Raw genomic sequence first — 21,749 nt, 5'->3', positions numbered from 1 at the left:
AACGGCGGCAGTTAGATGAAATCCGAGCTAATGCGAAAGCCGATTTCAAGGGAGAGCTAAGCGACCTGGAATCGGCGTTGGGTATGCTGGATATCGGCCACGATTTTGGCTGGAAAGTCCTCTACATCATCCATAGCAAGCGCACGATCCGCAAATACGAGGAAATTCTCGGCAACATCAAGATTCGGGAAATCTTCGACGAAACGGGGCCGAGCTCGGCAGATTATGGCAATGAGCTGGTTGTGCTCGACTACGTCGAATCCATGCCGCCCGAAATTCTTGAGTGGATTCTTGCTAAGCATCCGCAATTTGAGAATAGGGAATCGAAAACTGCCGAGGCTAATTACTACATGAACACTTGCTTATGCGGGGCGCATTTCGGTGATTTTTTCTTGCACCACGAGCCAGGTGGAGCGTTCTTCCCCAATACTGAGAAAGAGGCAGGCTTGATTAGTATTGAGGAACTGCCGCTAAAAGGGGTATTCGACTTCGACTGTGGGTATGGAGTCGGTATTGGTTATTTTATTTTTGAGCATGCTAGACGGCTTCCTTAAGTTTAGGCGCGTAAAAACTGGGTAATTGGCGAGAATATTGGGCAGGTCGCCGGATATTAGGCAGTGCCATTGGCTGCTATCACGTAACTAATTCAATTTTGGTAGGTCGTGGCGGATTCGAACCGCCGACCAACGGATTAAAAGTCCGCTGCTCTACCAGGCTGAGCTAACGACCCGAATAATGAAACGTTGGATTTTATATTTACGGCCCTCTAACCGCAAATCGAATTGTTCCCCAAAATCGTGCCGAATCCGCGAATCAGGATTCGTGCGGCATTTTCCAGTATTGGTATTTCATCGTCAGTGCAGCACCCGTGACGATGGCGAAGAACGTGATGATCGAGCCCAGCGCCAGCGTGGAAAAGCCGGTGATTCCCTGCCCTATGGTGCATCCCAAGGCCGTCACGCCGCCAAACCCCATAAGCACTCCTCCCAGCATGTGGTTGGCGGTGTCCTTGGCGTCGCGAAAACCTTGCATGCGGAAATTCTTGCTAAATGTGGCGTGCGCGAAAGATCCGGCAATAACGCCTGCGACTGCTGCAATTCCAAAGCTAACGTGCAAAGAACTGTCGCTCCAAAGCATCAGCAGTTCAAGGCTGTATCCCAGCGGCGCGACAAACGTCAACGATTCGGCCGCACGCGTGTTGGTGCCGAAGAAAGTCATCTCCAGCGTATCGGGATTCTCTGCATAGCCGATATGACCGGTTACATACCAACCGCCCACCACGACCAGGCCCACGGCCAGCCCGGCAAAAACGTAATTGCGGTTGCTACGGAAGCGATAGTCCTTGAAAACGAAGGCAAGAATCACCGCGGCAACAATTCCCGCTACTGCAATTTGCAGCGTTTGCTTGCCGATTCCGATCACTCCAGACAATAGTGTCGGCAGATCCTGCCCGTTTATTCCGTAAGCAAGAAAATTGACCGCCACCGGTTCGATGTAACCCGTCCGCCACACGCCGAACAGCCCTTTCAGCGTCATGTACGAGGAAATTCCCAGGAACGCAAAAACAACCAAAGATCTCAAATCGCCAGCGCCTAGGCGTATCAGGGTCTTGCTGCCGCAGCCGGAAGCAAGCGTCATTCCGACGCCGAAGACTAGGCCCCCGAGAATATGCGCGAGCCAGGTGAAATCAGGTGCGAGGTAAATGGACTTGGACAAATCGATGTACCCCAGCGCCTGCAGCCCGTTGGCGCCGAGAATAGCGATCGCGATGGACAAGAGCCACATGCGCATGCGCGACCAATCGCCCATGTTGACCATGTCGGATACGGCGCCCATGGTGCAGAAATTGGCCTGGTGTCCGACTGCGCCGAAAATAAACGCCAGCACAAAGCCGCCCCACGCAACGATATTTGCCAGATGAGCGCTTGATTGCACAACAAGGAATTCTAAAGCAAATGCTGCGTGCTTGAGAGATCTTTAGCGTGCATTCCGGTAGCGCGCAGGATCATTCAAGCCGGCGGCCGCAAAACCATCGCGTCTTAAGCGGCAGGAATCGCACTGGCCGCATGCGAGCCCGTCGTCCGTTGTCTGGTAGCATGAGACAGTCAGGGCGAAGTCCACGCCCAGCCTCAGACCCCGGCGGATAATCTCAGCTTTGGACAAGGCGATAAGAGGCGCATGAACGGAGAGCTTGCTGCCCTCGACTGCCGCCTTGGTCGCAAGATTTGCCATTTTCTCGAAGGCGGCAATGTATTCGGGCCGGCAATCCGGGTAGCCGGAATAATCGACCGCGTTCGCGCCGATGAAAATATCGCTACTTGAGATTGTCTCGGCCCAAGCCAGGGCCAGCGACAGCATTATGGTGTTGCGCGCCGGCACATACGTTGCCGGAATCCCGGTTGAAGGCGCAAGCGGAACATCGATCGTCCTATCAGTCAGCGCCGAGCCACCGAATACCGTCAGATCAACCTGAAACACCCGGTGCTCGAACACTTGCAGCGCTTTGGCAATGCGTTTTGCCGCCTTTAGCTCCACGCGGTGGCGCTGGCCATAATCCACGCTGAGCGCATAGCACTGGAATTCCTGATCTTGGGCGACGGCCAGCGTGGTAGCCGAGTCCAGCCCGCCAGACAGAAGGACTACCGCTTTTTTCATTGGAATATTGGGAACCGGAGATCAAAAAAAAGTGATTGTAAAAATGAGAATTTGACTTTGAGGCGAGGCGCGAGCTTTGATCACCGCGGAGAGTATATGATCAATATATAAGCATTCGAGCGAATCAAGCAACAAAGTATCGGAGCCAAGGATGCAGCTTTGCTCAATGCCCCGGCACTTCGCCCCACAGGTATTTATGCAATTGAATCTGCATCCGCACCGGAAGTCGGTCGCGCAAAATCCAGTCTGCCAAAGTTTTTTCGGCCAGTTTCTTATAAGCGGGAGAAAACAGAACCGGGCAGACATTCGCGAGATTGCGTTTGCGTACCTGTTCCACCGCCCAAAGATAATCCGGCGCATCGCATATTACAAACTTAATTTCATCCTGTCGCGTGAGATGCGCAAGATTGCTCCACAAATTCTTCCCGACTTCTCCCGAGCCGGGCGTCTTGATGTCAAGGACTTTCGCCACCCGGACATCTAACCCGGAAACATCCAGCGCGCCGCTGGTTTCGAGCGACACTAAATAACCCGCGTTGCAAAGTTCATGCAGCAACTGGGGGCAATTTTTCTGCGCCAATGGCTCGCCGCCGGTGACGGTCACGAACTGCGCATGGTGCGAGGCGACCTGCGCCATGATTGCAGCAAGCGACATGGTCTCGCCCCCGTGAAACGCGTACTCAGTGTCACAATAGTCGCAGCGCAGCGGGCAGCCGGTCAGACGGATAAAAACCGTCGGCATACCTACTCGACTGGTTTCGCCCTGCAAGGAATAGAAAATTTCGGTGACCCGCAACCGCGTTTCCAGCAGGCGCGCATCGGAAATGGAATTCATGACAGAGATTACTTGATCGCGCTGAGCCGCTTCTTCGCCTTGTCCGCGGCGTCGCTTACCGGATATTTGGCAATCAGTTCCTTGAGCGTTTTTTTTGCCGCCGTGTCATTCCCGAGTTCCTGCTGTGAGCTCGCTATATTGAGCATTGCATCAGGCGCCTTCGAGCTGTCAGGGTAGACATCTAGAAGTTTCTGCTGGCTGGCAATTGCGTTCTTGAAGTCGCGCTGCGCAAAATAGGCATTGCCGATCCAGTACTGTGCGCTTGAAGCAAGATTGCTTGAAGGGTACTCCTTAATGAAATTCTGAAACGCCGTTACGGCTCCCGCGTAATTCCCAGCCTTGAAAAGATTATAAGCGGTCTCATAACTCTTGGTTTCCGTTTCAGCATTGGCGCCGCCCGGTTTTCCAGGCTTCGCACCCCCGGTCTCCGGCGCCGGCGCGAGCGTCTGCGAACTCTGTTCCAAGCGGCGTAGCCGCGTGTCCAAGTCGACGTAAAAGTCCTTTTGTCGCTTTTCAATTGATTCAATATCGTTCGCCTGGACTTCGATTTGACCCCTGAGCTTGTCGAGATCGACTTTTAACGCTTGTATTTGCGTGAGCAGGTCGAGAAGACCCTGGTTTTTCGCGGCCTGCTCGAGCCTCATGACGCGCGTTTCTAAAGCATGATTTTGAGTCTGCAGCTCAACAATCTGCTGTTGTTGCTGATCGATTCTCCTGCGCGCTTCGTCGTCCGTTGTTAAACCGGCACAACCCGCCGCAGCCGCGACGAGCGCGGCGCTAAACAAAACCGAGAATCGCAAAACGGGTTACTCGCCTTGATAGACGATGTCGGCCCGGCGATTGCGCCACCAGCACTGCTCGTTATGCTCGGTGCAAACCGGTTTTTCCTTGCCAAAGCTAACGGTCTGGATGTTACTTCCAGAGGCACCCGCCGCTATCAGCGCTTGCTTGACCGAATCGGCGCGGCGCTGGCCGAGCCCCAAATTGTATTCGCGGCTGCCGCGCTCATCGCAATTACCCTGTACGGTGACTCGGGCAGAGGCGTTACCGGCCATATATTCCGCATTTGTCTGCACCACCAGTACGTACTCCTGCTTGATGTTTGACTTATCGAAGTCAAAATGAACGCTGCGGTCAGTCGGCATGCCGGGCGCTTGAGCTACGGGCTGGGCCGCTGGCTGCTCGCCAAAGGTCTGGGTTGTGCCCTTGGCAACGCCCATCTCGGGTTGTGTTTCCTGCGATTCTTGTTTCGCTTCTTTGCTGGCGCAAGCGGCAAGCAGGCCCGCCAGCAATATAATGAACACGGATTTCTTCATTTTGTGTCTCCTTTCGTTGATTTAAAACGGGAAGTTGCTATTGCGCTTTCAAAAAAGGGCCCCACGAGGGTTCGCGTATGTCTCCAGTCTGAACAGTGAGACGTTCTTTCACTCTACCATCACTTGAAACCGCTGCCAATATACCACGCCCGTTGTTTACCGTTGCGTAAAGGATAATTTTGCCGTTCGGAGCGTAGGTCGGCGATTCATTGAGCAAGGAATTCGTCAGCACCTGCACTTGACGCGTCGCCAAATCTTCTACCGCCACATTGAAACGCCCATCAGTGCCTTCCTGGATAAAGACAAAACTTTTCCCATCCGGGCTGAAGCGCGGAGACACGTTGTAATTGCCTTCGAAAGTAAGGCGCTCAGGTGTCCCGCCGCCTGCGGTCATACGGTATATTTGCGGCGATCCACCGCGGTCCGAGGTGAATATGATCCATTTGCCGTCGCTTGAAAAATTGGGCTCGGTGTCAATTGCGTCGCTGTACGTGATGCGCCGCAAACCGCTGCCATCGGGATTCACCAAATAGATTTGCGACGGGCCGTCCTTGGTGAGCACGATCGCGAGACGCTTGCCGTCTGGAGCCCAAGCCGGCGCGCTATTGCTGCCCGGATAATTCGCTATCAATGTACGTTGTCCCGTTAAAAGCGATTGCACGTAAACGATCGCCCGTCCGCGCTCGAACGACACATAGGCGATCCGCGTGCCATCAGGCGACCATGCAGGCGAAATGATGGATTCGTGCGAAGTGACTATAGTCTGGGAATTGTAGCCGTCAGCATCGGCAATTTGCAGTTCGTACTTATTGGGCTGTCTTAGCACATAACAGATTTTGGTGCTGAAAACGCCCGGATCCCCGGTGAGTTTCTCATAAACCACGTCGGCGATTTTGTGCGCCGTAAGACGCAATTGCGCAACGACGACGCTGTAGCTGTATCCCGCGAGTTGCACTTGCTTGGTCACATCCAAAAGACGGAATCGCACTTCCAGCTTGCCGTCGGGCTGCGGTCTGACCGAACCGATGACCAACGCATCTGCGTTCCGCGCCTTCCAGTCGGAAAAATGTACATCGCTGAATTCCGCCGGCAACGGGGTGATGCCGCCCGTGTCCACTAGCTTGAACAGCCCGCTGCGCACCAGATCGGCACCGACAACTTGGGTAATGTTTTGTGGCAGCCCCTGTTCTCCCGCAAACGGGACTATCGCGATTGGAATCTGCGTCGCCCCACCACCGATGATCTCAATGGTGAGTTCCGCGCGAAGCGGGCCCGCGCAAAAAAACAACAGTGGGAAAATTATTATTGCCAAAGCGCCACTCAGCGCGGACCTCGCATGAATGCGCTTGATGGTTTTAAAGGTCATTGCGCGCCATTATAGCGTAGAGGAACAGCCTCTGACACACTGAAACGGATTTGCCCTACAGGAAAGCAATGGACGCGCAACGCCAAGCGCGTTTTATGCTGGAACATCGATCGAGCCAAGTAACAAAGCAAGCGCGCTTTTTTTGCCGCAACCCTGCGGAGCGGCACGGTTTTCACCCCGTGCCCCAGCCGCTTGGCGCTTGTTGGAGAGCAATCCAACTTCGCCGCCCGCTGCGCAGCCTGTACCCGAAACCGACGCCGTGGCACGATTCGCTTCACCGTGTTAGAGGCTCTCAATCGTTGGGGCGGAACCGCAAATCAAGGACACGGAAATTTGGGAACTGGGTAGGATCGGAAGGAAGCGGCAGCGGCTGCGCATTATATATGGCGCGCTCAATCGAGTTGTCATACGCGGGGAAACCGCTGCTTTTCTCCATTTGCGCGCTTAATACTTCGCCGTCCGGAAGCAGAACCACCTTGTATACTGCCTGTGGGTTGCCTTTCATGTCGGGCGGCACCACGACATAGCTTCGAATCTTGGCCTGGATTTTATTTATGTAGTCTGCAATCAGGCGACTTTGTGCGGCTTGTTGATCGGCCTGCAGTTGTTGAATTGCATTCTCCTTATCCCGCTGCAACTGCAAAGCCTCATCTTCCTTGGCCAACTGCTCTTTGACAAAGCTTTGTTGCTCAGCTTCGATCTTGCGCTTGTTTTCGGCGATTTTCTGCTGCTCGAGCTTAAGTTTCTCCGCTTCTTCTTTTTCCGCTTTTTCCTTTTCGGCCTTTTCTTTTTCAGCTTTTTGTCTTAAAAGAATATCTGGATTGATCGGTTCCGGCTTCGGCTCCGGTTTTGCTTCCGGCTTTGCCTCGGGCACAGGTTCAGGCTTCACTTGCGGTTTTGGCGGAGGAGCAGCTTCGATTTCATGAGGAGGTTGCGGCAGCACGACCGGCCGGGGCGGCGCAGGAAGATTGCTCCATAGATCAACGGTGGTCACTTGTGGATATCTGCTTTGCCAGCTCAGGCCGAATACCAGCAATCCTAGAAACAGGACGTGCATGAGTATCGCGAGAAAAGCTGCGGCGCCCCGACCCGGCTCCGGCTCGCCAGTGAAACGCATCACCCAGACCTCGGCTTTACCAACAGTCCGATTTTTTTCACCTGATTTTGCTGCAACATATCCATTACCTTTAATACGTCTTCGTACCGCACGTTCTTATCCGCTGCGATTACCACCGGCTGGTCGGGATTTTTGCTCTGCTTCACTTTGATCGCCTGAATCAGTTCTTCCCTGGACACCACGCGTTCCGATGGAGAAATCGACCGGTCGCGCAAAAGTAGCGTGTTATTGGCCTTAATGCCAACTTCCAATGGCGCGACCGGCGGAGTCAGCGATTTGCCGATTTGCGGCAGGTCGATTTCCCCGGGATTGATGAGCGGCGCGGTAATCATGAAGATGACCAGCAGGACCAGCATCACATCAATATAAGGGACGACGTTAATTTGATTCATCAGGCGGAGTCCCTGGCGACGTTCCCTCATACGTGCGTCTGCCTCTGCAGAATATTCGAAAACTCTTCCATGAAGCTTTCAAAGCGGATCGCAAGGCGTTCAATGTCGCGCGCATAGCGGTTGTAAGCCACCACCGCAGGTATCGCGGCGAACAACCCCATGGCGGTGGCCACAAGCGCTTCCGCTATCCCGGGTGCCACGTGCGCAAGTGTGGCTTGCGCCACATTGGAAAGACCACGGAAAGCGTTCATGATTCCCCACACAGTGCCAAACAGCCCGACATAAGGGCTCACCGATCCCACCGTTGCGAGAAACGACAAATGGGTTTCCAGGCGGTCTATCTCCCTTTGGTAGGTTGCGGTCATGGCGCGCCGCGTGCCGTCCATCACCACGCTGATGTCCACGCCCCTCTGGTGCTTGAACTTGGCAAATTCGCGGAAGCCCGCTTCAAAGATTCTTTCCAGGCTGCCCGCGCGGCGCCGCGCGTTCACTACGGCTTGATATAGGCTGTTCAAGTCCTTGCCGCTCCAGAAGTCCTTTTCGAAATCCTCGGTGCGCCGGATAGCGCGACTGATGACGAACATCTTGATGAATATGTACCACCAGGATATCAGCGACACCAGCAGCAGTAGCAGCAAGACCAGCTGTACCAGCACGCTGGCGTTAGCAACCATTCCGAATAAAGTCAAATCCTGAGTAATATTGAGTTTCACAGGTACATTCCAAGTTTTTCGATTATGGCGGCCGGTATTTTAACGGGCTTGAAGGAAGTGGACCCTACGCATGCCAGCCTTACGCGCGCGTCTGCCAGCAACACCTGCCCGCGGCGCACGCTTTGCGCCAGCGCGATCTGGCCTTTTCGGATTTCTTCAAGTTCTACCGTTACCCCAAGCAAGTCGTTGAACAGCGCGGGCTTGAGATAATCCACAGTGATTGCCCGCACTACAAAAATCACGCCTTGTTCATGCAGCAAGTCAGTTTGTTCGAAACCAAATGAGCGCAGCCACTCGGCGCGGGCCCGCTCAAGAAATCTGAGATAGTTGGCGTAGTACACCACGCCGCCGCTGTCGGTGTCCTCGTAATAGACCCGTATCGGCCAACTAAATGTCCCGCTCGGCGTCACTCCTTCCACAGCTCGCCGGTCGCATTATTTGTGGGCCTTGCCAGGCCGAAGTGCCGGTATGCGATGGCGGTCGCCATGCGACCGCGCGGCGTGCGCTGCAGATAACCCTGCTGGATCAGATACGGCTCCAGCACGTCTTCAATCGTGTCGCGCTCCTCTCCTATAGCCGCGGCAAGATTATCCACCCCAACCGGGCCGCCGGCGAATTTCTCCATAACCGCGAGCAGCAGTTTGCGGTCCATCACATCGAGCCCAATGGCGTCCACGTCCAACATTCTCAAAGCCGCGTCGGCGATTTCGCGGCTGATTGCTCCCTTGGCCTTTACTTCCGCATAATCGCGTACTCGGCGCAGCAGCCGGTTGGCAATTCGCGGGGTGCCCCGCGCGCGGCCGGCGATTTCCTGCGCGCCGTCAGCGCTGATTTCCACGTTCAGCAGCCGCGCGGAGCGAACTACGATCTGCATCAATTCCTCGGCCGAATAAAATTCCAGTCGCGCCACGATGCCAAAGCGGTCACGAAGCGGATTGGTCAGCATGCCCGCTCGGGTGGTGGCCCCGATCAAGGTAAATGCCGGTAAATCAAGTTTCACCGAACGGGCCGCCGGGCCTTCACCTATCATAATGTCTATCTGGTACTCTTCCAGAGCCGGGTAAAGAATCTCCTCGACCACAGCACTCAAGCGATGGATTTCATCGATAAACAGAACATCGTCCGGCTCAAGATTGGTAAGTATCGCTGCGAGATCGCCAGCGCGTTCTAGCACTGGGCCCGAGGTGTGGCGCAGGTTTACTCCCATTTCCCGCGCGATAATGTGCGCGAGCGTGGTTTTGCCCAGTCCGGGCGGTCCAAACAACAAAACGTGATCCAGCGACTCGCTGCGCTGGCGTGCAGCCTTGATGAAGACTTCCAGTTGCGCGCGGATTTTTTCCTGGCCGATATATTCGCTTAAGCTTTTAGGGCGAAGAGTTCGCTCCAGCGCTTCTTCCTGGGGAGACAGGGGTGCAGCGGTAATCAGGCGGTCGGTCTCGATCATTCCGCAAGGGGTCTGGCGTAAGGGGTGGGTGGCAAAAGCATCTGCGGGTGCATTTGTATTCTGCTCCTTGACTCTTTGCTCGTTGCGTCTCACCCCTTCGACAATAATTTCAGCGCCTGGCGTATGCCATCCGCGACCGGCAAATTGTCGGACAATTGCTCGATTGCCCACCCAGCTTCGCGCTCATTATAGCCCAACGCCAGCAGCGCATTGAGAACATCCTGGCTTCTGATTACTGGCGGAGCACCTTCGGGGCTTAGGATAAATTCCAGTTTTCCGCGCAATTCCAGAAGCAGTCGCTCCGCCGTCTTTTTGCCGATGCCCGGAATCTTGGTGAGCCGCGCGCTGTCTTCCGCGCGAACCGCATGCTGCAAATCGGCCACGCTCAAGCCGCTTAAAACCGCGAGCGCAGTGCGCGCGCCCACTCCGGATATTTTAAGCAACTGGCGAAAAGCGGTGCGCTCCGCTTCGCTGCCGAAACCAAATAGCAAATGCGCGTCTTCGCGCACCAGCAAATGCGTGTGCAGCGTTACCTCGCTGCCGATCGAGGGCAATTGGTAAAAGGTGCTCATCGGCACGTCAATTTCATAACCCACGCCCTGCACGTCAAGCAAAACCAAAGGCGGGTGCTTTTCGATTAATGTACCGGTGATGCGTCCTATCACACCAACCTCCCTTTTTTGATTCTGTGACCCGTGGCCCCAAGTTTGCCGAAACCCGCATGCGCATGACAAATGGCGCAAGCTAAAGCGTCCGCCGCGTCGAGACTGGGGATGCCGGTCAGGCGTAGAAGCCTGCTTACCATTTCCTGAACCTGTTCTTTTTTAGCATGGCCCGTACCGACCACCGCCTGCTTAACCTGCAAAGCCGTGTATTCCGACAACGGTAAATCCTTTTCCACCACAGCACAGATCGCGGCGCCGCGTGCTTCGCCTAAAAGCAGCGTTGATTGCGGATTAGCGCTGACGAATACTTTTTCCACCGCCACCTGATGCGGTCGGTATTGGGTAATTACCTCATTCACGCCGTCCAGTATGGTCTTGAGGCGTGGGGCGAGTTCGCCTGCCGCCGTTTTGATGCGGCCGCTGGTAACATAATTGAGCTTTGCTCCGCATTTATCCAGTATGCCGAAACCGGTGGCTCTCAATCCCGGGTCAATGCCCAGAATACGTACGGACTGAGCGGAGAGCAGTAAGGCGTTCTGCGTGACTGGATTTTTCGGTTTCATCTTCGGTTTCCGCGTACTCCTTACTGCTCACTGATTACCGCGTTCGTATAAACCTCCTGCACATCGTCGAGAGCCTCGAGCGCTTCTAGAAGTCTTTGCATGCGCGCTGCATCGCCTCCTTTAAGCGGATTTTCATTGAGCGGCTTCATGATGATCTCGGCCAGTTCCGACTTGAAGCCGTGCTTTTGCAGCTTATCCTTGACCGTGGCGAAATCTTGCGGTGCACTGATCACTTCGATGCTTCGGTCGTCATTGGTGATCACGTCCTCCGCTCCGGCATCCAGCGCCGCTTCCATCAGTTTGTCTTCATTGGTGCCGGGCGCGAACACCAGCTGCCCGCAATGCTTGAACAGATACGCGACGGAGCCGTCCGTTCCCAGATTTCCGCCATTCTTGGCGAACGCATGGCGCACGTCTGCCACAGTGCGCACCCGGTTGTCAGTCATGCAGTCCACGATAACCGCAGCGCCTCCCGCGCCATAGCCTTCGTAACGCACCTCTTCGTAATGCACGCCTTCCAGATCGCCGGTGCCGCGTTTGATAGCCCGCTCGACGTTATCCTTGGGCATGTTATTTTCGCTGGCCTTGTCAATCGCCAGGCGCAGCCTTGGATTCATCGCGGGGTCACCGCCACCAAGCCGCGCCGCCACCGTGATTTCCTTTATCAGGCGCGTGAAAATTTTGCCGCGCTTGGCATCTGCAGCAGCTTTTTTATGCTTGATGTTCGCCCATTTGCTGTGGCCAGACATGGTTACCTCGATCCCGTCTTTCTCCTTCTAAACCGGGTAATGGTAACATTGCGACCAACCTTTTTAAAATTACTGCGGAGGCTGCCATTAAATCCATCCCCAGCGGGTCTATTACGCAGGAAATATCTACGGGCTCGAAGGGTAACGTGGGCAAGCCGGCGGCCGGAAAATCGATACTCACGCTGATTGAATACGGCGCCGACAATTGCCGAGAAGAGCAGCTCGCGTCCATTGCGCAAGTTTCCGTAACCTCCGATCGGACGTTCTGGCTAAACCTGTATGGCCTGAACGATCCTGTGCTGCTAGACGAAATCGGTAAGCGCTTCAACCTGCACCCGCTGGTGCTCGAAGACATCGTCAACACTGACCAGCGGCCGAAAATGGAGGATTACGGCGCTTATCTTTTCTTCGTCGCCAAAGCTGTTGAATACGACGCTGCAAGCCATATCATTACGACAGATCAGGTAAGCATCGTGCTCGGCACCGGATATGTGCTTTCTTTTCAGGAAAAACCGACAGGTACCTTCGCCACATTGCGCGAGCGGTTGAAAAATGCCAAGGGTCAGATCCGCAAAAAAGGCGCGGACTATCTCGTTTATGGGCTGCTCGACTCCGTTGTCGACCGTTATTTCGCCTGTGTCGAAGGACTGGCGGAACACGCGGAGGCGCTGGAAAGCTTGGTGGTCACGCGCCCCACGCAGAAGCTATTGAGGGAATTGCACGGCATTCGCAGAAAAACCTTGTTTCTGCGCCGCGCGGTGCTGCCACTGCGGGAAGTGGCGGCCCAGCTTGCGCGCGGCGAGAACATGCTGATTGCACATGATACCCTGCCTTTCCTGCGAGATATCTACGACCATACCGTTTACGTCGTCGAATCTCTGGACGCGATACGCGATCTGCTCGCGGGGCTGATGGATATTTACGTCACCAGTCTCAGCAACCGCATCAACCTGCAAATTCGTCTCTTAACCGTAATTACCACCATCTTCATGCCGCTGACATTGCTGACCGGCATCTTCGGCATGAACTTAAAGCACATGCCGTTCCTGGAATGGGAGGGCAGCTTCTATGTGCTAATGGTATTCATGCTCGCCATCGTACTTGGCCTGCTTTTCGTGTTCTGGCGAATCAGATGGCTGCGCTAAAGGCTTTTCGCGCGGACATATGAAAAGAAAACAACGGCGGCTCAACGGCCTTCAATCCAAGCTGCAATTTTTTCGACTACTTCGCTCTCCAAGCCGTTAAATCCATGATGGGCAAAAGCTTCGCAAGGATCGCCGCGATCATCGCCGCCGTGCATGGTGATGAGTTCTTTCCTGTTGCCGGAAGGCAGTTTGTCCATGAGGCGCGGTATATTAGAATAAGCGCAAAGCTTGCAACCGTCTTGCTCATGATGCACAACCAAGACGGGTATCGAGATTTGTTCAAGCGCCATATCCGTGACCGGACGACTTTGGTTGTCTGTCAAAATCGTGGAGGTGAGCACCAATCCGTCGGGGCCGCCGTTAGCGGGGCTGAGTTGAGTGGCAATATACGCAGCCGATTGGGTTCCACGGCTTGTACCGATCAGCCATACCGGGAGATTGTTTTGCTGCTTCAGCCAAGCGATGACGGCCTTTATGTCTGCAACATGTTCCGGTTTCTGGCGAAATCCGGTGAGGTAAGGGTAGCTTTGGCGGTCGGAAGGAGCATCGACGACAGCGACGGCCAGCCCCTTGTCGGCGAACAGCTGGCGCGTACGAACCAAAAAATTGCCTGCTCCCCACTTCAAGGTGCCTTCCGAAGAAATCCGTAGTCCGCCGTCTCCGCCGGCGAAAAGTACAACCGCAGCTTTGGGGCTGGCGGGCGAGATGTAAATAAATCTTTGCGTTACACCGGGGCGAGTTGAAATATCAACTACTCTCGACGCTGTTTCCCCATGGGCCGGTTGGACCAAACCGATTTGAACAGCAAATAATAAATAAGCAAGCCGCAGTCTCACATGGCCTCCCCTTTGAAGAAATTGTTGCTAAGCCTGACTACGGTCAGCAGCGTCTCATGTAAGTGAGCCAAACGCTGCTTGCACGAGTCGGCTGGGTAGTTAATTTATGTTTCATAGACCGATGATCCGCACACGCTTTCCAACTGTTGACGGATGCCACGAGTGTACGAGACCCTTCCGATGTTCGGTCGGCTCAGAATAAGTGATATTTACGGCAATGCGCCCGACATAGTAAAACCACCCCGCATAGACTATCTGGCCGTTGAGGGAGGCAGTCTTCACGTAAGTTCGGCGTACACGCTTTCGCGACGGTTCGTTGAGTTCATTGTAATACACGAGGTGTACCTTTGGATGAGGTACCTCGTGAAGAATAGCGCTGGAGAAAACTGAAACGTCAAGCGGGATTGAATGTTCGACGATGAGGCACCCGAAAAGCTTCAGGAAAAAAAGGTGCACTCCGAGCATCGACCGTCTTATGGACCCAGGGAACACTTTTTCTAGATGAATAAGGGTACCGTGCCGAATTGGCGGGTTCCTAGACCGCAAATAGCCCGAAAGCCGTTCCCATGCACGGTCATGTGGCTGGGTTCGTTCGTTGTTGCAGCTTCTGCAAATTCGGGCGTTGTATTTTAGTTTATCCGATTTGATACCTACGATAGGCTGATTTCTGTGATCACTGGCATGGAAATAGAAAGGCTTCTTCTGGGTGACACTCCCGAACACCGACCTTAAATCCGACGCTTTGATCAAGTGTTCGCGTGAATCGGCCTCGTCACCGCAGATCCAGCAGTTCATGGGCTGACGTGAAACGTGCCTTTAAAATCGGAAGTACATGTGGGGTAAACATTACCCAGAAATGGAAGTTAATTCTTAAGCGGTAATTTAGCACACTGCGGGTCTATGCAAAACGTTGCGAGCAGGCCGAGATGCTAGGCGCGGGCGAGCGAAAGGCGAGACAGTACAAGGAAAGTACGGCGAGCCTTGAGCGAGCGCGCAACACCGCAGATCGGCCGCGCAGTAGTTTTGCTAAACATTAAATCGGAAGTAAATGACGTCTCCATCTTTTACCACGTAATCCTTGCCTTCCAGACGCATTTTTCCCGCCTCGCGCGAACCGTGCTCGCCTTTGCAAGCGACATAATCGGTATATGCAATGACCTCGGCGCGGATAAAACCTCTTGCGAAGTCGGTGTGAATTTCGCCCGCCGCCTGTAATGCGGTGTCACCCTTGTGGATGGTCCAGGCGCGCACTTCCCGTGGGCCGGCGGTGAAGAAAGTATGCAGACCCAGTAAATCAAATGCGGCGCGGATTAAGCGGTTCAATCCCGGCTCCTGCATGCCCATGTCCGCAAGAAAAACCTTCTTGTCTTCCTCGCTGAGATCGGCAATCTCGGCTTCCAGCTCCGCGCAAATCGCGATCACCGGGGCGTTCTCCGAATTGGCATGCGTGCAAACTTTGTCCAAAAGCGGGTTATTCTCGAATCCATGTTCCGCGACATTGGCCACATACATCGCCGGTTTCGCCGTCAACAAGAACATCGGCTTCAACATCGCCTGCTCTGTTCTGGCCAGCGGCACGCCGCGCGCGGGCCTACCTTGATTCAAGGCCGGTTCAATCTTGTCGAGCACGGCAATTATGTGCTGCGCTTCCTTGTCGCCGCCCGCTTTCGCTGCTTTGGCATAGCGCGCGTACTGTTTTTCCACGGTCGCCAAATCGGCGAGCGCAAGTTCAGTATTTACGATCTGGATGTCGGCAACGGGGTCGATCTTGCCCGTTACGTGCACCACGTTTTCTTTCTCGAAGCAGCGCACCACATGAACGATGCCGTCGGTTTCGCGGATATGAGCGAGAAACTGGTTGCCCAATCCTTCGCCTTTGGATGCACCTGCGACCAGCCCCGCAATGTCGACGAATTCCGTGAGCGCGGCGTGGACCTTTTGCGGCTTGGCAATGCCGGCTATCACCTTGAGCCGCGGGTCGGGAACCTCAACGACTCCGACATTGGGTTCAATGGTGCAGAATGGATAGTTTTCCGCAGCGACGCCGGCGCGGGTTATGGCATTGAACAGCGTGGATTTGCCGACATTGGGAAGCCCTACGATTCCGCACTTCAGGGACATAAGTCGGCTGCCTGCGAAACCTGAAGCTTGTGCTGTGTTCTATTATGTCTCACTCCTCGCCCCTTACCCCTCCCGCGTTTGTGTGCAGTTTGAGCATTGCAGCCTGATGCTTGTTCTCCGCCAGCAGCGGCCAAATTGCAAGGCTTCGCTGGATAGCCTGTTCGATGAGGCTTGCCTCTTCTTGTCGCGGCTTGTCCAGCACGTAATCGACGACCAGCAATTTTTCTCCGGGATGCCCGATTCCGAGGCGCAACCTCCAAAAATCGTGTGTACCCAAATGCGCCGCAATGTCCTTCAAGCCGTTATGTCCTGAAACCCCGCCGCCCAGTTTCAGACGCGCCACGCCCGGCGGCAGGTCGAGCTCGTCGTGCACTATGAGAATGTCCTGCGCGGGAGTTTTGTAAAACTTGACGAATGCTCCGACCGCGCGCCCGCTTGCGTTCATGAAGGTTTGCGGCTGCATCAGCCAGCATTCATTGCCATCGAGCATAAATTTTCCCAGCAACGAATGGAAGCGCGCCTCGACCTTGAGCGTAACTCGCGTCTCTTTGGCGAGCTGCGCAAGCCAGCGGTAACCGGCATTATGCCGGTCGGCCGCGTGTTCCCTGCCTGGATTCCCCAATCCGACGACCAGTTTCACGTTTTTCTCCGGACGAGTCCCGGACAAACAAAGCCCGCCAAGTTCAGAGCTTCGTTAACCGGCGGGCTGCGCAAGATCAAACGGCAAGGATTATTTCTTCTCCGGCTTGCCGCCTTCCTTCTTGCCGGCTTCAGGCGCTTTTGCCCCTTCTTTCTTGACTGCTTCACCCGTTGCGGCCTTTTCGCCCTCTTTCTTTTCACCGGCGGCCGCACCGGCTTCAGCCGCAGCCCCTTCCGCCGCCGCCGCCTCTTCAGCCGCTGGCGCAGCCACTACTTCTTCAACCACGACCACCTTCGGTATTTGAACGGTCGCCACTACCGCGTCGTTGCCTTTCGCCAAGGCCGGCGACTCCGTACCTTTAGGAAATTTGAGCTCCGATAAGTGCACCGAGTGGCCGAGCGCAAGGTCCTTAAGATCGACCTCGATATATTCCGGCAAATCGGCGGGCAAACAGGAAACTTCAACTTCGGTCATGACATGGCTAATGATGCCGCCGCCGACTTTCACGCCGGGCGCAATTTCCGCATTGAGGAAGTGCAGCGGTACTTTTATGTAAATTTTCTTGTCCTTAGCAACCCGCTGGAAATCTACGTGCAATACTTGCATTTTGAAAGGGTGCATGTGCAGTTGCCGCAGCAACACCTGTTGTTTTTTGCCGTCCAGGTTCATATTGAGAATCGAAGCATGGAACGCTTCAAGCTTAAGAAGGTGGTACAACGCATTATGATCCAGTTCGATTGCCTGCGGCTCTTGTTTTCCGCCGTACAGTATTCCGGGCACGCGCCCGTCACGCCGCATGCGGCGGCTTGCACCGGTTCCGTGCATGGTACGCGACGTTGCGTTCACTTCAATTTGCATTTTGCTCTCCAGATGTCCGGCCTGCTCCAAGTCACAGACCAAGAAATATTATTCCATAAACAACGAACTCACCGAGCTTTCGTTGCTGATGCGCAGCATTGTCTCGCCCAAGAGTTCCGCTACGCTCAGGCAGCGAATGCGTTTGCATTTCATTGCGGCTTCGCCCAGAGGGATGGTATTGGTCACCACCACTTCGTCCAGCACCGATTTATCAATGCGCTCGACTGCCTTTCCCGAAAGCACTGGGTGCGTGCAGTACGCCACCACTCTCTCTGCTCCTTGCGCTTTTAGCGCGTCGGCGGCCTCGCACAGCGTGTTTGCCGTATCCACCACATCATCCATGATGATACAGGTCCGGCCTTCGACTTCGCCGATAATGTTCATCACCTTTGCCACGTTCGGCTTGGGACGGCGCTTGTCGATAATCGCCAAATCCGCTTCCAGAGGCGTTGCCGCCGCGCGCGCGCGCACCACCCCGCCGACGTCGGGTGAGACCACCACCAAATTCTGATGATCATGTTTCCAAATATCTCCCAGCAAAAGCGGCATGGCGTAAATATTATCAACCGGTATATCAAAGAATCCCTGGATTTGTTCTGAGTGCAAATCCATGGTGAGCAACCGGTCCAATCCCACACTGGTAAGCATGTTCGCTACGACCTTGGCGGTAATCGGCACCCGCGCCGAATGCGGTCTGCGATCCTGCCGCGCGTAGCCGAGATACGGGATCGCTGCCGTGATGCGTCCTGCCGATGCGCGTTTCAGCGCATCGATCATCACCAACACTTCCATCAGGTTTTCGTTGGGCGGAAAACATGTGGACTGCAGTACGAAGACATCCTTGCCGCGCACGTTTTCCAGTATTTCCACCATCACTTCGCCATCGCTAAAGCGGCCGACGGTGGCACGCCCGATATGGATGTTCAGATGCTTTACCACCTGCTCAGCGAGCTTGCGGTTGGCGTTGCCAGTGAACACCATCAGATTCTCATAAGCCACTCCGCTGCCCCCGATCGTTCAGTATTATGCAAAAATCTGGCTGGGGAGGTAGGGATCGAACCTACGAATGCCGGAATCAAAATCCGGTGCCTTACCGCTTGGCGACTCCCCAAAGTGCTACTGTGCAAGATCCCGCAAGGGGTGCCGGTCCAGGCCCCGCGCCGCAAAACCGTTCATCTGCCTCGGTAACTGCGCGAGCACTTCGCGCGCTTCCCTTTCTGTCGCATATTCTGCGAAAACACAGGCACCGGAGCCGGTTACTCTGGCGTCGCCGAACCGTTTCAGCCACTCCAGATGTTGCGCCACCTGCGGGTATTTGCGGCAGACCACAGGCTCAAGGTCGTTATGAACTTGCCCTATGGAAAAGGCGGTTATTTTGATGCGATTCGTGTTCCGTGTCAATTCAGGATCAGCGAAAATCTCGGCGGTTGAGACGCTGACATTGGGCACCAAAACTACATACCAGGCCGGCGCCAGGCTGACGGGCTGCAGTATTTCTCCTACCCCTTCAGCAAACGCATTTTGACCGAAAACAAATACCGGAACATCGGCGCCCAGTTGCAAACCCAGCTCCTGCAGTTCCTCCCTCGGGAAACCCAGCTTCCATAAGCGATTGAGCATCATGAGCGTGGTCGCAGCATCCGAACTGCCGCCGCCCAACCCGCCGCCGAGAGGCAGCTTTTTTTCCAGGATGAGATCTGCGCCGAGCCGACAATCTGCTGCCCGCTGCAGCAGCCTTGCGGCGCGCACGCACAGGTCTTGTTCCTCCGGGACCCCTGGCAACTGGTAAGCACGCCGGATAATACCGTCTTCGCGCACCCGGAAGCCCAGGTAGTCGTAATAGTCCAAAAAGCGGAACACGCTTTGCAACAGGTGATAACCATTTTCCTTGCGCCCGACCACATGCAAGAACAAATTAAGTTTGGCGGGCGCCGGATAGCTCTGCAGGCTGCTCATTGCGCGAGCGGGGGAATTACCCAATCGTCGATAATCAAGTTGATTTCCAAATCGCCACGGGTCAACCTCATGCGTGCGGGCATCCCGCTTTCCTGTTCCGGCTTGTAGCGCAGATAAGCGATTTCCCAGGAATCCTGGTTTAAGCTTGCCAGGCGCTGCTGCGAGTCGCGTTGTGCGTGCGCTGCGCCTTGTGGCGCGGCGATTCCCAACACCCAATACTGCAATCCCGAAAGCGGCAAGCTCCAACCCAATACTTCGTGCGTCAGAGTCTGCGCATCTTGCGCGCGGTAGGTTTCTCGCTTTTCGGTCGTAAGGCTGACCCCGTTGACGTCGCGCACGATGCGCGCAACGCCACTTCCGAGCGGTGTAAGGATCCAGATTTCATCATCCCCCCCGTTATGCGTCCAGCGCACACCACCGGAATAATTTTTCTCATCAAATTTGACGGCTACTCTTCCGGAGAGTTGAAAACCACTGCTCTGAGCTAGCGCCAGGCTCTGGGCCCGCGACGGGGGTGTAGAACCGGGTTTAGGGGCAGGCGCAGCGCACGCGCCCAGCAGCAATAACAGCGCAAGCCAGCGCGCGCGGGAATCCCCGATGAGATTCCTCATTACTTGTTGACGAATTTCTTGATGACATTCTGCAACGCCTCGTTGCCGGGATTTTCCTTGAGAGATGCATTCCAGATCGTTTCCGCTTCCTCGTGCTTGCCTTGAACCCACAGCACTTCACCGAGATGCGCGGCAATTTCCGGATCGGGCCGGTCGGCGTAGGCGCGCCGTAAGTAAGCTGTTCCTTCCTTGAGATTCCCCAGCCGGTACTGCACCCAGCCCATGCTGTCTATAATGAACGGGTCTTCCGGAGCAAGTTTCAACGCCTGCTCGATGTATTGCTCGGCCTCGTTCAGACGGTTGGTGCGGTCAGCCAGAGTGTAGCCCAGGGCATTGTAAGCGTGCGCGTAATCAGGCTTCAGCTTGATCAGCTTGCGCAAGTTTTCTTCGAGCACGTCCAGCCGATTGAGTTTTTCGGCCGCCATCGCATAGTCATATAGCAGGTCCGGATAATCTGGATTTTTCTGTAGGGCGCGCCCGAGCAAATCAAATGCTTCCTGGTAATGCCCCGCTTCGCGCAGCAACTGCGCGTCGGTTAGAATTATCTGGATTCTTTGCTGGTTGTCCTGCACCGGAATCTGATGCAGGTACTTGCGCGCCTCCGCGAGCTTGCCTTGTTTCGCGAGCACGCTCGCATAACGCATCTGCGCGGGAAGGTATTGCTCGCCCCGTTCAACGCTGCCATACCAGTACAGCGCCTGGTCATAATGTTTGCGCTCTTCGTAAGCCTCGCCCAAATAATAACGAACACTGTCGCGGTCCTTGTAATTCTGACTTAACGCCTGTTTGAAGCTTTCCTCCGCGGCATCGAAATCATTGAGCTGCATCGACAGCAAACCTACAGCCAGGGAAACCTCCGCGTTATTCGGGAAATCCCTTCGCAGCCTCTGAAATTCGCTGCGCGCCTGAGGGTAATCTTTTTCCACAACCAGCAGTCTCGCATAATTCAAGCGTACCTCCTTCGCCTTGGGATAGCTGTTGAGGTAGTCGTGAAAATAGTCAGCGGCGAGCTTGTTGGACGTGTGCTGCAGGATCTGCCCTTGAAACAGCGCCGCCAGTTCCCATTCGGGACGCAGGTCCAGTGCCTTGCGCACCTCGCTCAGCGCCAAATCATACTCCCCGGCGCTCCAGGCCGCGTGGGCTACTGCAAAATGCGCTTCAGCAAGCTGCGGATAGGGTTGCGCGAGGCTCTGTACCAAATTCAGCGCTGCGGCCTTGTCCGGATACTTAGCCAGCAGCCCGTTCAATTGCATGAAACCCTGGCCCACATTTTGTCCTTCCGCGGAGAGCAGCTTTTCAATATGAGGACGGGCTTCTTCCAGTTTGTGCTCGTTAATCAGTAGCGCCACAAGTGTCTGCCGTGCCGGAGTCGAGTTTGGATCCACTTCGGCCCATACCCTCGCCGCCTGTAGCGCGGCCTCGGGCTGCCTAGCGTACAACGCTATTTCAGTGGCGCGTTGCGCAACCCGCGGGTCCCGAGTTGTTTTGGCCAAATCCACGTACGCCTTAGTCGCCACATCAAGCTGCCCGCGTTGGCCGGCTATCTCGCCCAGCAAGAACTCGTACAGCATTTTTTCCGTCAGTTCCTCATTGGGCAACTTTTCGGTCGCGACCGCGCCCGCGGACTGTTCCTGCTGCTCGTCTTCATTTACGGCGGGAACGTCGCTGGCAGATTTGTGCGGTTGTTGGGCACATGCCAAAAGAAATGCCGGCATGGCCAAGATCAGTAATTTACGGTTCATGGTTTTGCTGATAACTCAAGTACAG

23 protein-coding genes, 2 tRNA genes and 1 pseudogene are annotated in these 21,749 nt (G+C 55.0%); 2 read left to right on the top strand and 24 right to left on the bottom strand.

Annotation, left to right across the window (positions count from 1 at the left end; translation table 11 throughout):
• Positions 1-554: hypothetical protein (locus VLV32_01325; GenBank protein HUL40539.1), on the top strand; the 554-nt coding region annotated here is incomplete at its 5' end.
• 99 nt (positions 555-653) lie between these two features.
• Here VLV32_01325 and VLV32_01320 read toward each other — a convergent pair.
• The 15 genes and pseudogenes from VLV32_01320 to VLV32_01250 all read right to left on the bottom strand — a co-directional run bounded on the left by VLV32_01320 (position 654) and on the right by VLV32_01250 (position 11,815).
• Positions 654-730, bottom strand: a tRNA-Lys gene (locus tag VLV32_01320).
• An 83-nt stretch (positions 731-813) separates the two neighbouring features.
• Positions 814-1,935 (bottom strand): YeeE/YedE family protein, encoded by a 1,122-nt coding sequence (locus VLV32_01315; protein HUL40538.1) that lies wholly within the window; start codon positions 1,933-1,935, stop codon positions 814-816.
• 42 nt (positions 1,936-1,977) lie between these two features.
• Complete coding sequence (queC, locus tag VLV32_01310) at positions 1,978-2,655, bottom strand: 7-cyano-7-deazaguanine synthase QueC (protein ID HUL40537.1); 678 nt, start codon at positions 2,653-2,655, stop codon at positions 1,978-1,980.
• 163 nt (positions 2,656-2,818) lie between these two features.
• Positions 2,819-3,490 (bottom strand): 7-carboxy-7-deazaguanine synthase QueE, encoded by a 672-nt coding sequence (gene queE / locus VLV32_01305; protein ID HUL40536.1) that lies wholly within the window; start codon positions 3,488-3,490, stop codon positions 2,819-2,821.
• Positions 3,491-3,498: 8 nt separating this feature from the next.
• A complete protein-coding gene (ybgF, locus tag VLV32_01300; protein ID HUL40535.1) occupies positions 3,499-4,290 on the bottom strand; it encodes a tol-pal system protein YbgF in 792 nt (263 codons plus the stop codon).
• A gap of 6 nt (positions 4,291-4,296) precedes the next feature.
• Positions 4,297-4,806, bottom strand: coding sequence for a peptidoglycan-associated lipoprotein Pal (pal, locus tag VLV32_01295; GenBank protein ID HUL40534.1), 510 nt, complete (start codon positions 4,804-4,806; stop codon positions 4,297-4,299).
• Between the two features lie 37 nt (positions 4,807-4,843).
• Positions 4,844-6,172, bottom strand: coding sequence for a Tol-Pal system beta propeller repeat protein TolB (tolB, locus tag VLV32_01290; protein ID HUL40533.1), 1,329 nt, complete (start codon positions 6,170-6,172; stop codon positions 4,844-4,846).
• Positions 6,173-6,464: 292 nt separating this feature from the next.
• Positions 6,465-7,289: a cell envelope integrity protein TolA gene (tolA, locus tag VLV32_01285; protein ID HUL40532.1), complete on the bottom strand. Its 825-nt coding sequence runs from the start codon at positions 7,287-7,289 to the stop codon at positions 6,465-6,467.
• Positions 7,289-7,711, bottom strand: coding sequence for an ExbD/TolR family protein (locus VLV32_01280; GenBank protein ID HUL40531.1), 423 nt, complete (start codon positions 7,709-7,711; stop codon positions 7,289-7,291). The genes tolA and VLV32_01280 overlap by 1 nt, the downstream gene beginning before the upstream one ends.
• On the bottom strand, positions 7,708-8,355 hold the full coding sequence (gene tolQ, locus VLV32_01275; protein ID HUL40530.1) for a protein TolQ: 648 nt from the start codon (positions 8,353-8,355) through the stop codon (positions 7,708-7,710). The genes VLV32_01280 and tolQ overlap by 4 nt, the downstream gene beginning before the upstream one ends.
• A gap of 35 nt (positions 8,356-8,390) precedes the next feature.
• Positions 8,391-8,813, bottom strand: coding sequence for a tol-pal system-associated acyl-CoA thioesterase (ybgC, locus tag VLV32_01270; protein ID HUL40529.1), 423 nt, complete (start codon positions 8,811-8,813; stop codon positions 8,391-8,393).
• The gene (gene ruvB / locus VLV32_01265) at positions 8,801-9,838 is read right to left on the bottom strand and encodes a Holliday junction branch migration DNA helicase RuvB (protein ID HUL40528.1); all 1,038 of its coding nucleotides are present in this window, start codon (positions 9,836-9,838) and stop codon (positions 8,801-8,803) included. The genes ybgC and ruvB overlap by 13 nt, the downstream gene beginning before the upstream one ends.
• An 89-nt stretch (positions 9,839-9,927) precedes the next feature.
• Positions 9,928-10,503, bottom strand: coding sequence for a Holliday junction branch migration protein RuvA (ruvA, locus tag VLV32_01260; GenBank protein HUL40527.1), 576 nt, complete (start codon positions 10,501-10,503; stop codon positions 9,928-9,930).
• A 50-nt stretch (positions 10,504-10,553) separates the two neighbouring features.
• Positions 10,554-11,066, bottom strand: a pseudogene (gene ruvC / locus VLV32_01255) (crossover junction endodeoxyribonuclease RuvC).
• A 20-nt stretch (positions 11,067-11,086) separates the two neighbouring features.
• A complete protein-coding gene (locus VLV32_01250; protein ID HUL40526.1) occupies positions 11,087-11,815 on the bottom strand; it encodes a YebC/PmpR family DNA-binding transcriptional regulator in 729 nt (242 codons plus the stop codon).
• Positions 11,816-11,961: 146 nt separating this feature from the next.
• Here VLV32_01250 and corA point away from each other — a divergent pair, with 146 nt between their 5' ends.
• Positions 11,962-12,960 (top strand): magnesium/cobalt transporter CorA, encoded by a 999-nt coding sequence (gene corA, locus VLV32_01245; protein HUL40525.1) that lies wholly within the window; start codon positions 11,962-11,964, stop codon positions 12,958-12,960.
• 41 nt (positions 12,961-13,001) lie between these two features.
• On the opposite strand, the gene VLV32_01240 is transcribed toward corA, so the two are convergent.
• The 9 genes from VLV32_01240 to VLV32_01200 all read right to left on the bottom strand — a co-directional run bounded on the left by VLV32_01240 (position 13,002) and on the right by VLV32_01200 (position 21,724).
• Positions 13,002-13,796 carry an alpha/beta hydrolase gene (locus tag VLV32_01240; GenBank protein ID HUL40524.1) on the bottom strand — a complete coding sequence of 265 codons (795 nt, stop codon included), beginning with the start codon at positions 13,794-13,796 and terminating at the stop codon, positions 13,002-13,004.
• A gap of 1,026 nt (positions 13,797-14,822) precedes the next feature.
• Positions 14,823-15,917: a redox-regulated ATPase YchF gene (gene ychF, locus VLV32_01235; protein ID HUL40523.1), complete on the bottom strand. Its 1,095-nt coding sequence runs from the start codon at positions 15,915-15,917 to the stop codon at positions 14,823-14,825.
• Between the two features lie 49 nt (positions 15,918-15,966).
• Positions 15,967-16,557, bottom strand: coding sequence for an aminoacyl-tRNA hydrolase (gene pth / locus VLV32_01230; GenBank protein ID HUL40522.1), 591 nt, complete (start codon positions 16,555-16,557; stop codon positions 15,967-15,969).
• Between the two features lie 90 nt (positions 16,558-16,647).
• Positions 16,648-17,409 (bottom strand): 50S ribosomal protein L25/general stress protein Ctc, encoded by a 762-nt coding sequence (locus VLV32_01225; protein HUL40521.1) that lies wholly within the window; start codon positions 17,407-17,409, stop codon positions 16,648-16,650.
• A 54-nt stretch (positions 17,410-17,463) separates the two neighbouring features.
• A complete protein-coding gene (locus tag VLV32_01220) occupies positions 17,464-18,414 on the bottom strand; it encodes a ribose-phosphate pyrophosphokinase (protein HUL40520.1) in 951 nt (316 codons plus the stop codon).
• Between the two features lie 37 nt (positions 18,415-18,451).
• Positions 18,452-18,526, bottom strand: a tRNA-Gln gene (locus VLV32_01215).
• 5 nt (positions 18,527-18,531) lie between these two features.
• A complete protein-coding gene (ispE, locus tag VLV32_01210; protein ID HUL40519.1) occupies positions 18,532-19,371 on the bottom strand; it encodes a 4-(cytidine 5'-diphospho)-2-C-methyl-D-erythritol kinase in 840 nt (279 codons plus the stop codon).
• A complete protein-coding gene (lolB, locus tag VLV32_01205) occupies positions 19,368-19,982 on the bottom strand; it encodes a lipoprotein insertase outer membrane protein LolB (protein ID HUL40518.1) in 615 nt (204 codons plus the stop codon). Before lolB ends, ispE begins: the two co-directional genes overlap by 4 nt.
• A complete protein-coding gene (locus tag VLV32_01200; protein ID HUL40517.1) occupies positions 19,982-21,724 on the bottom strand; it encodes a tetratricopeptide repeat protein in 1,743 nt (580 codons plus the stop codon). The genes lolB and VLV32_01200 overlap by 1 nt, the downstream gene beginning before the upstream one ends.
• Between the last annotated feature and the right edge of the window lie 25 nt (positions 21,725-21,749).

The sequence above is a fragment of the Burkholderiales bacterium genome, assembly GCA_035518095.1.
Taxonomy (GTDB): domain Bacteria; phylum Pseudomonadota; class Gammaproteobacteria; order Burkholderiales; family JAHFRG01; genus JAHFRG01.
The sequence above is the reverse complement of the archived record's forward strand: the minus strand, read 5'-3'. Positions and strand labels throughout refer to the sequence as shown.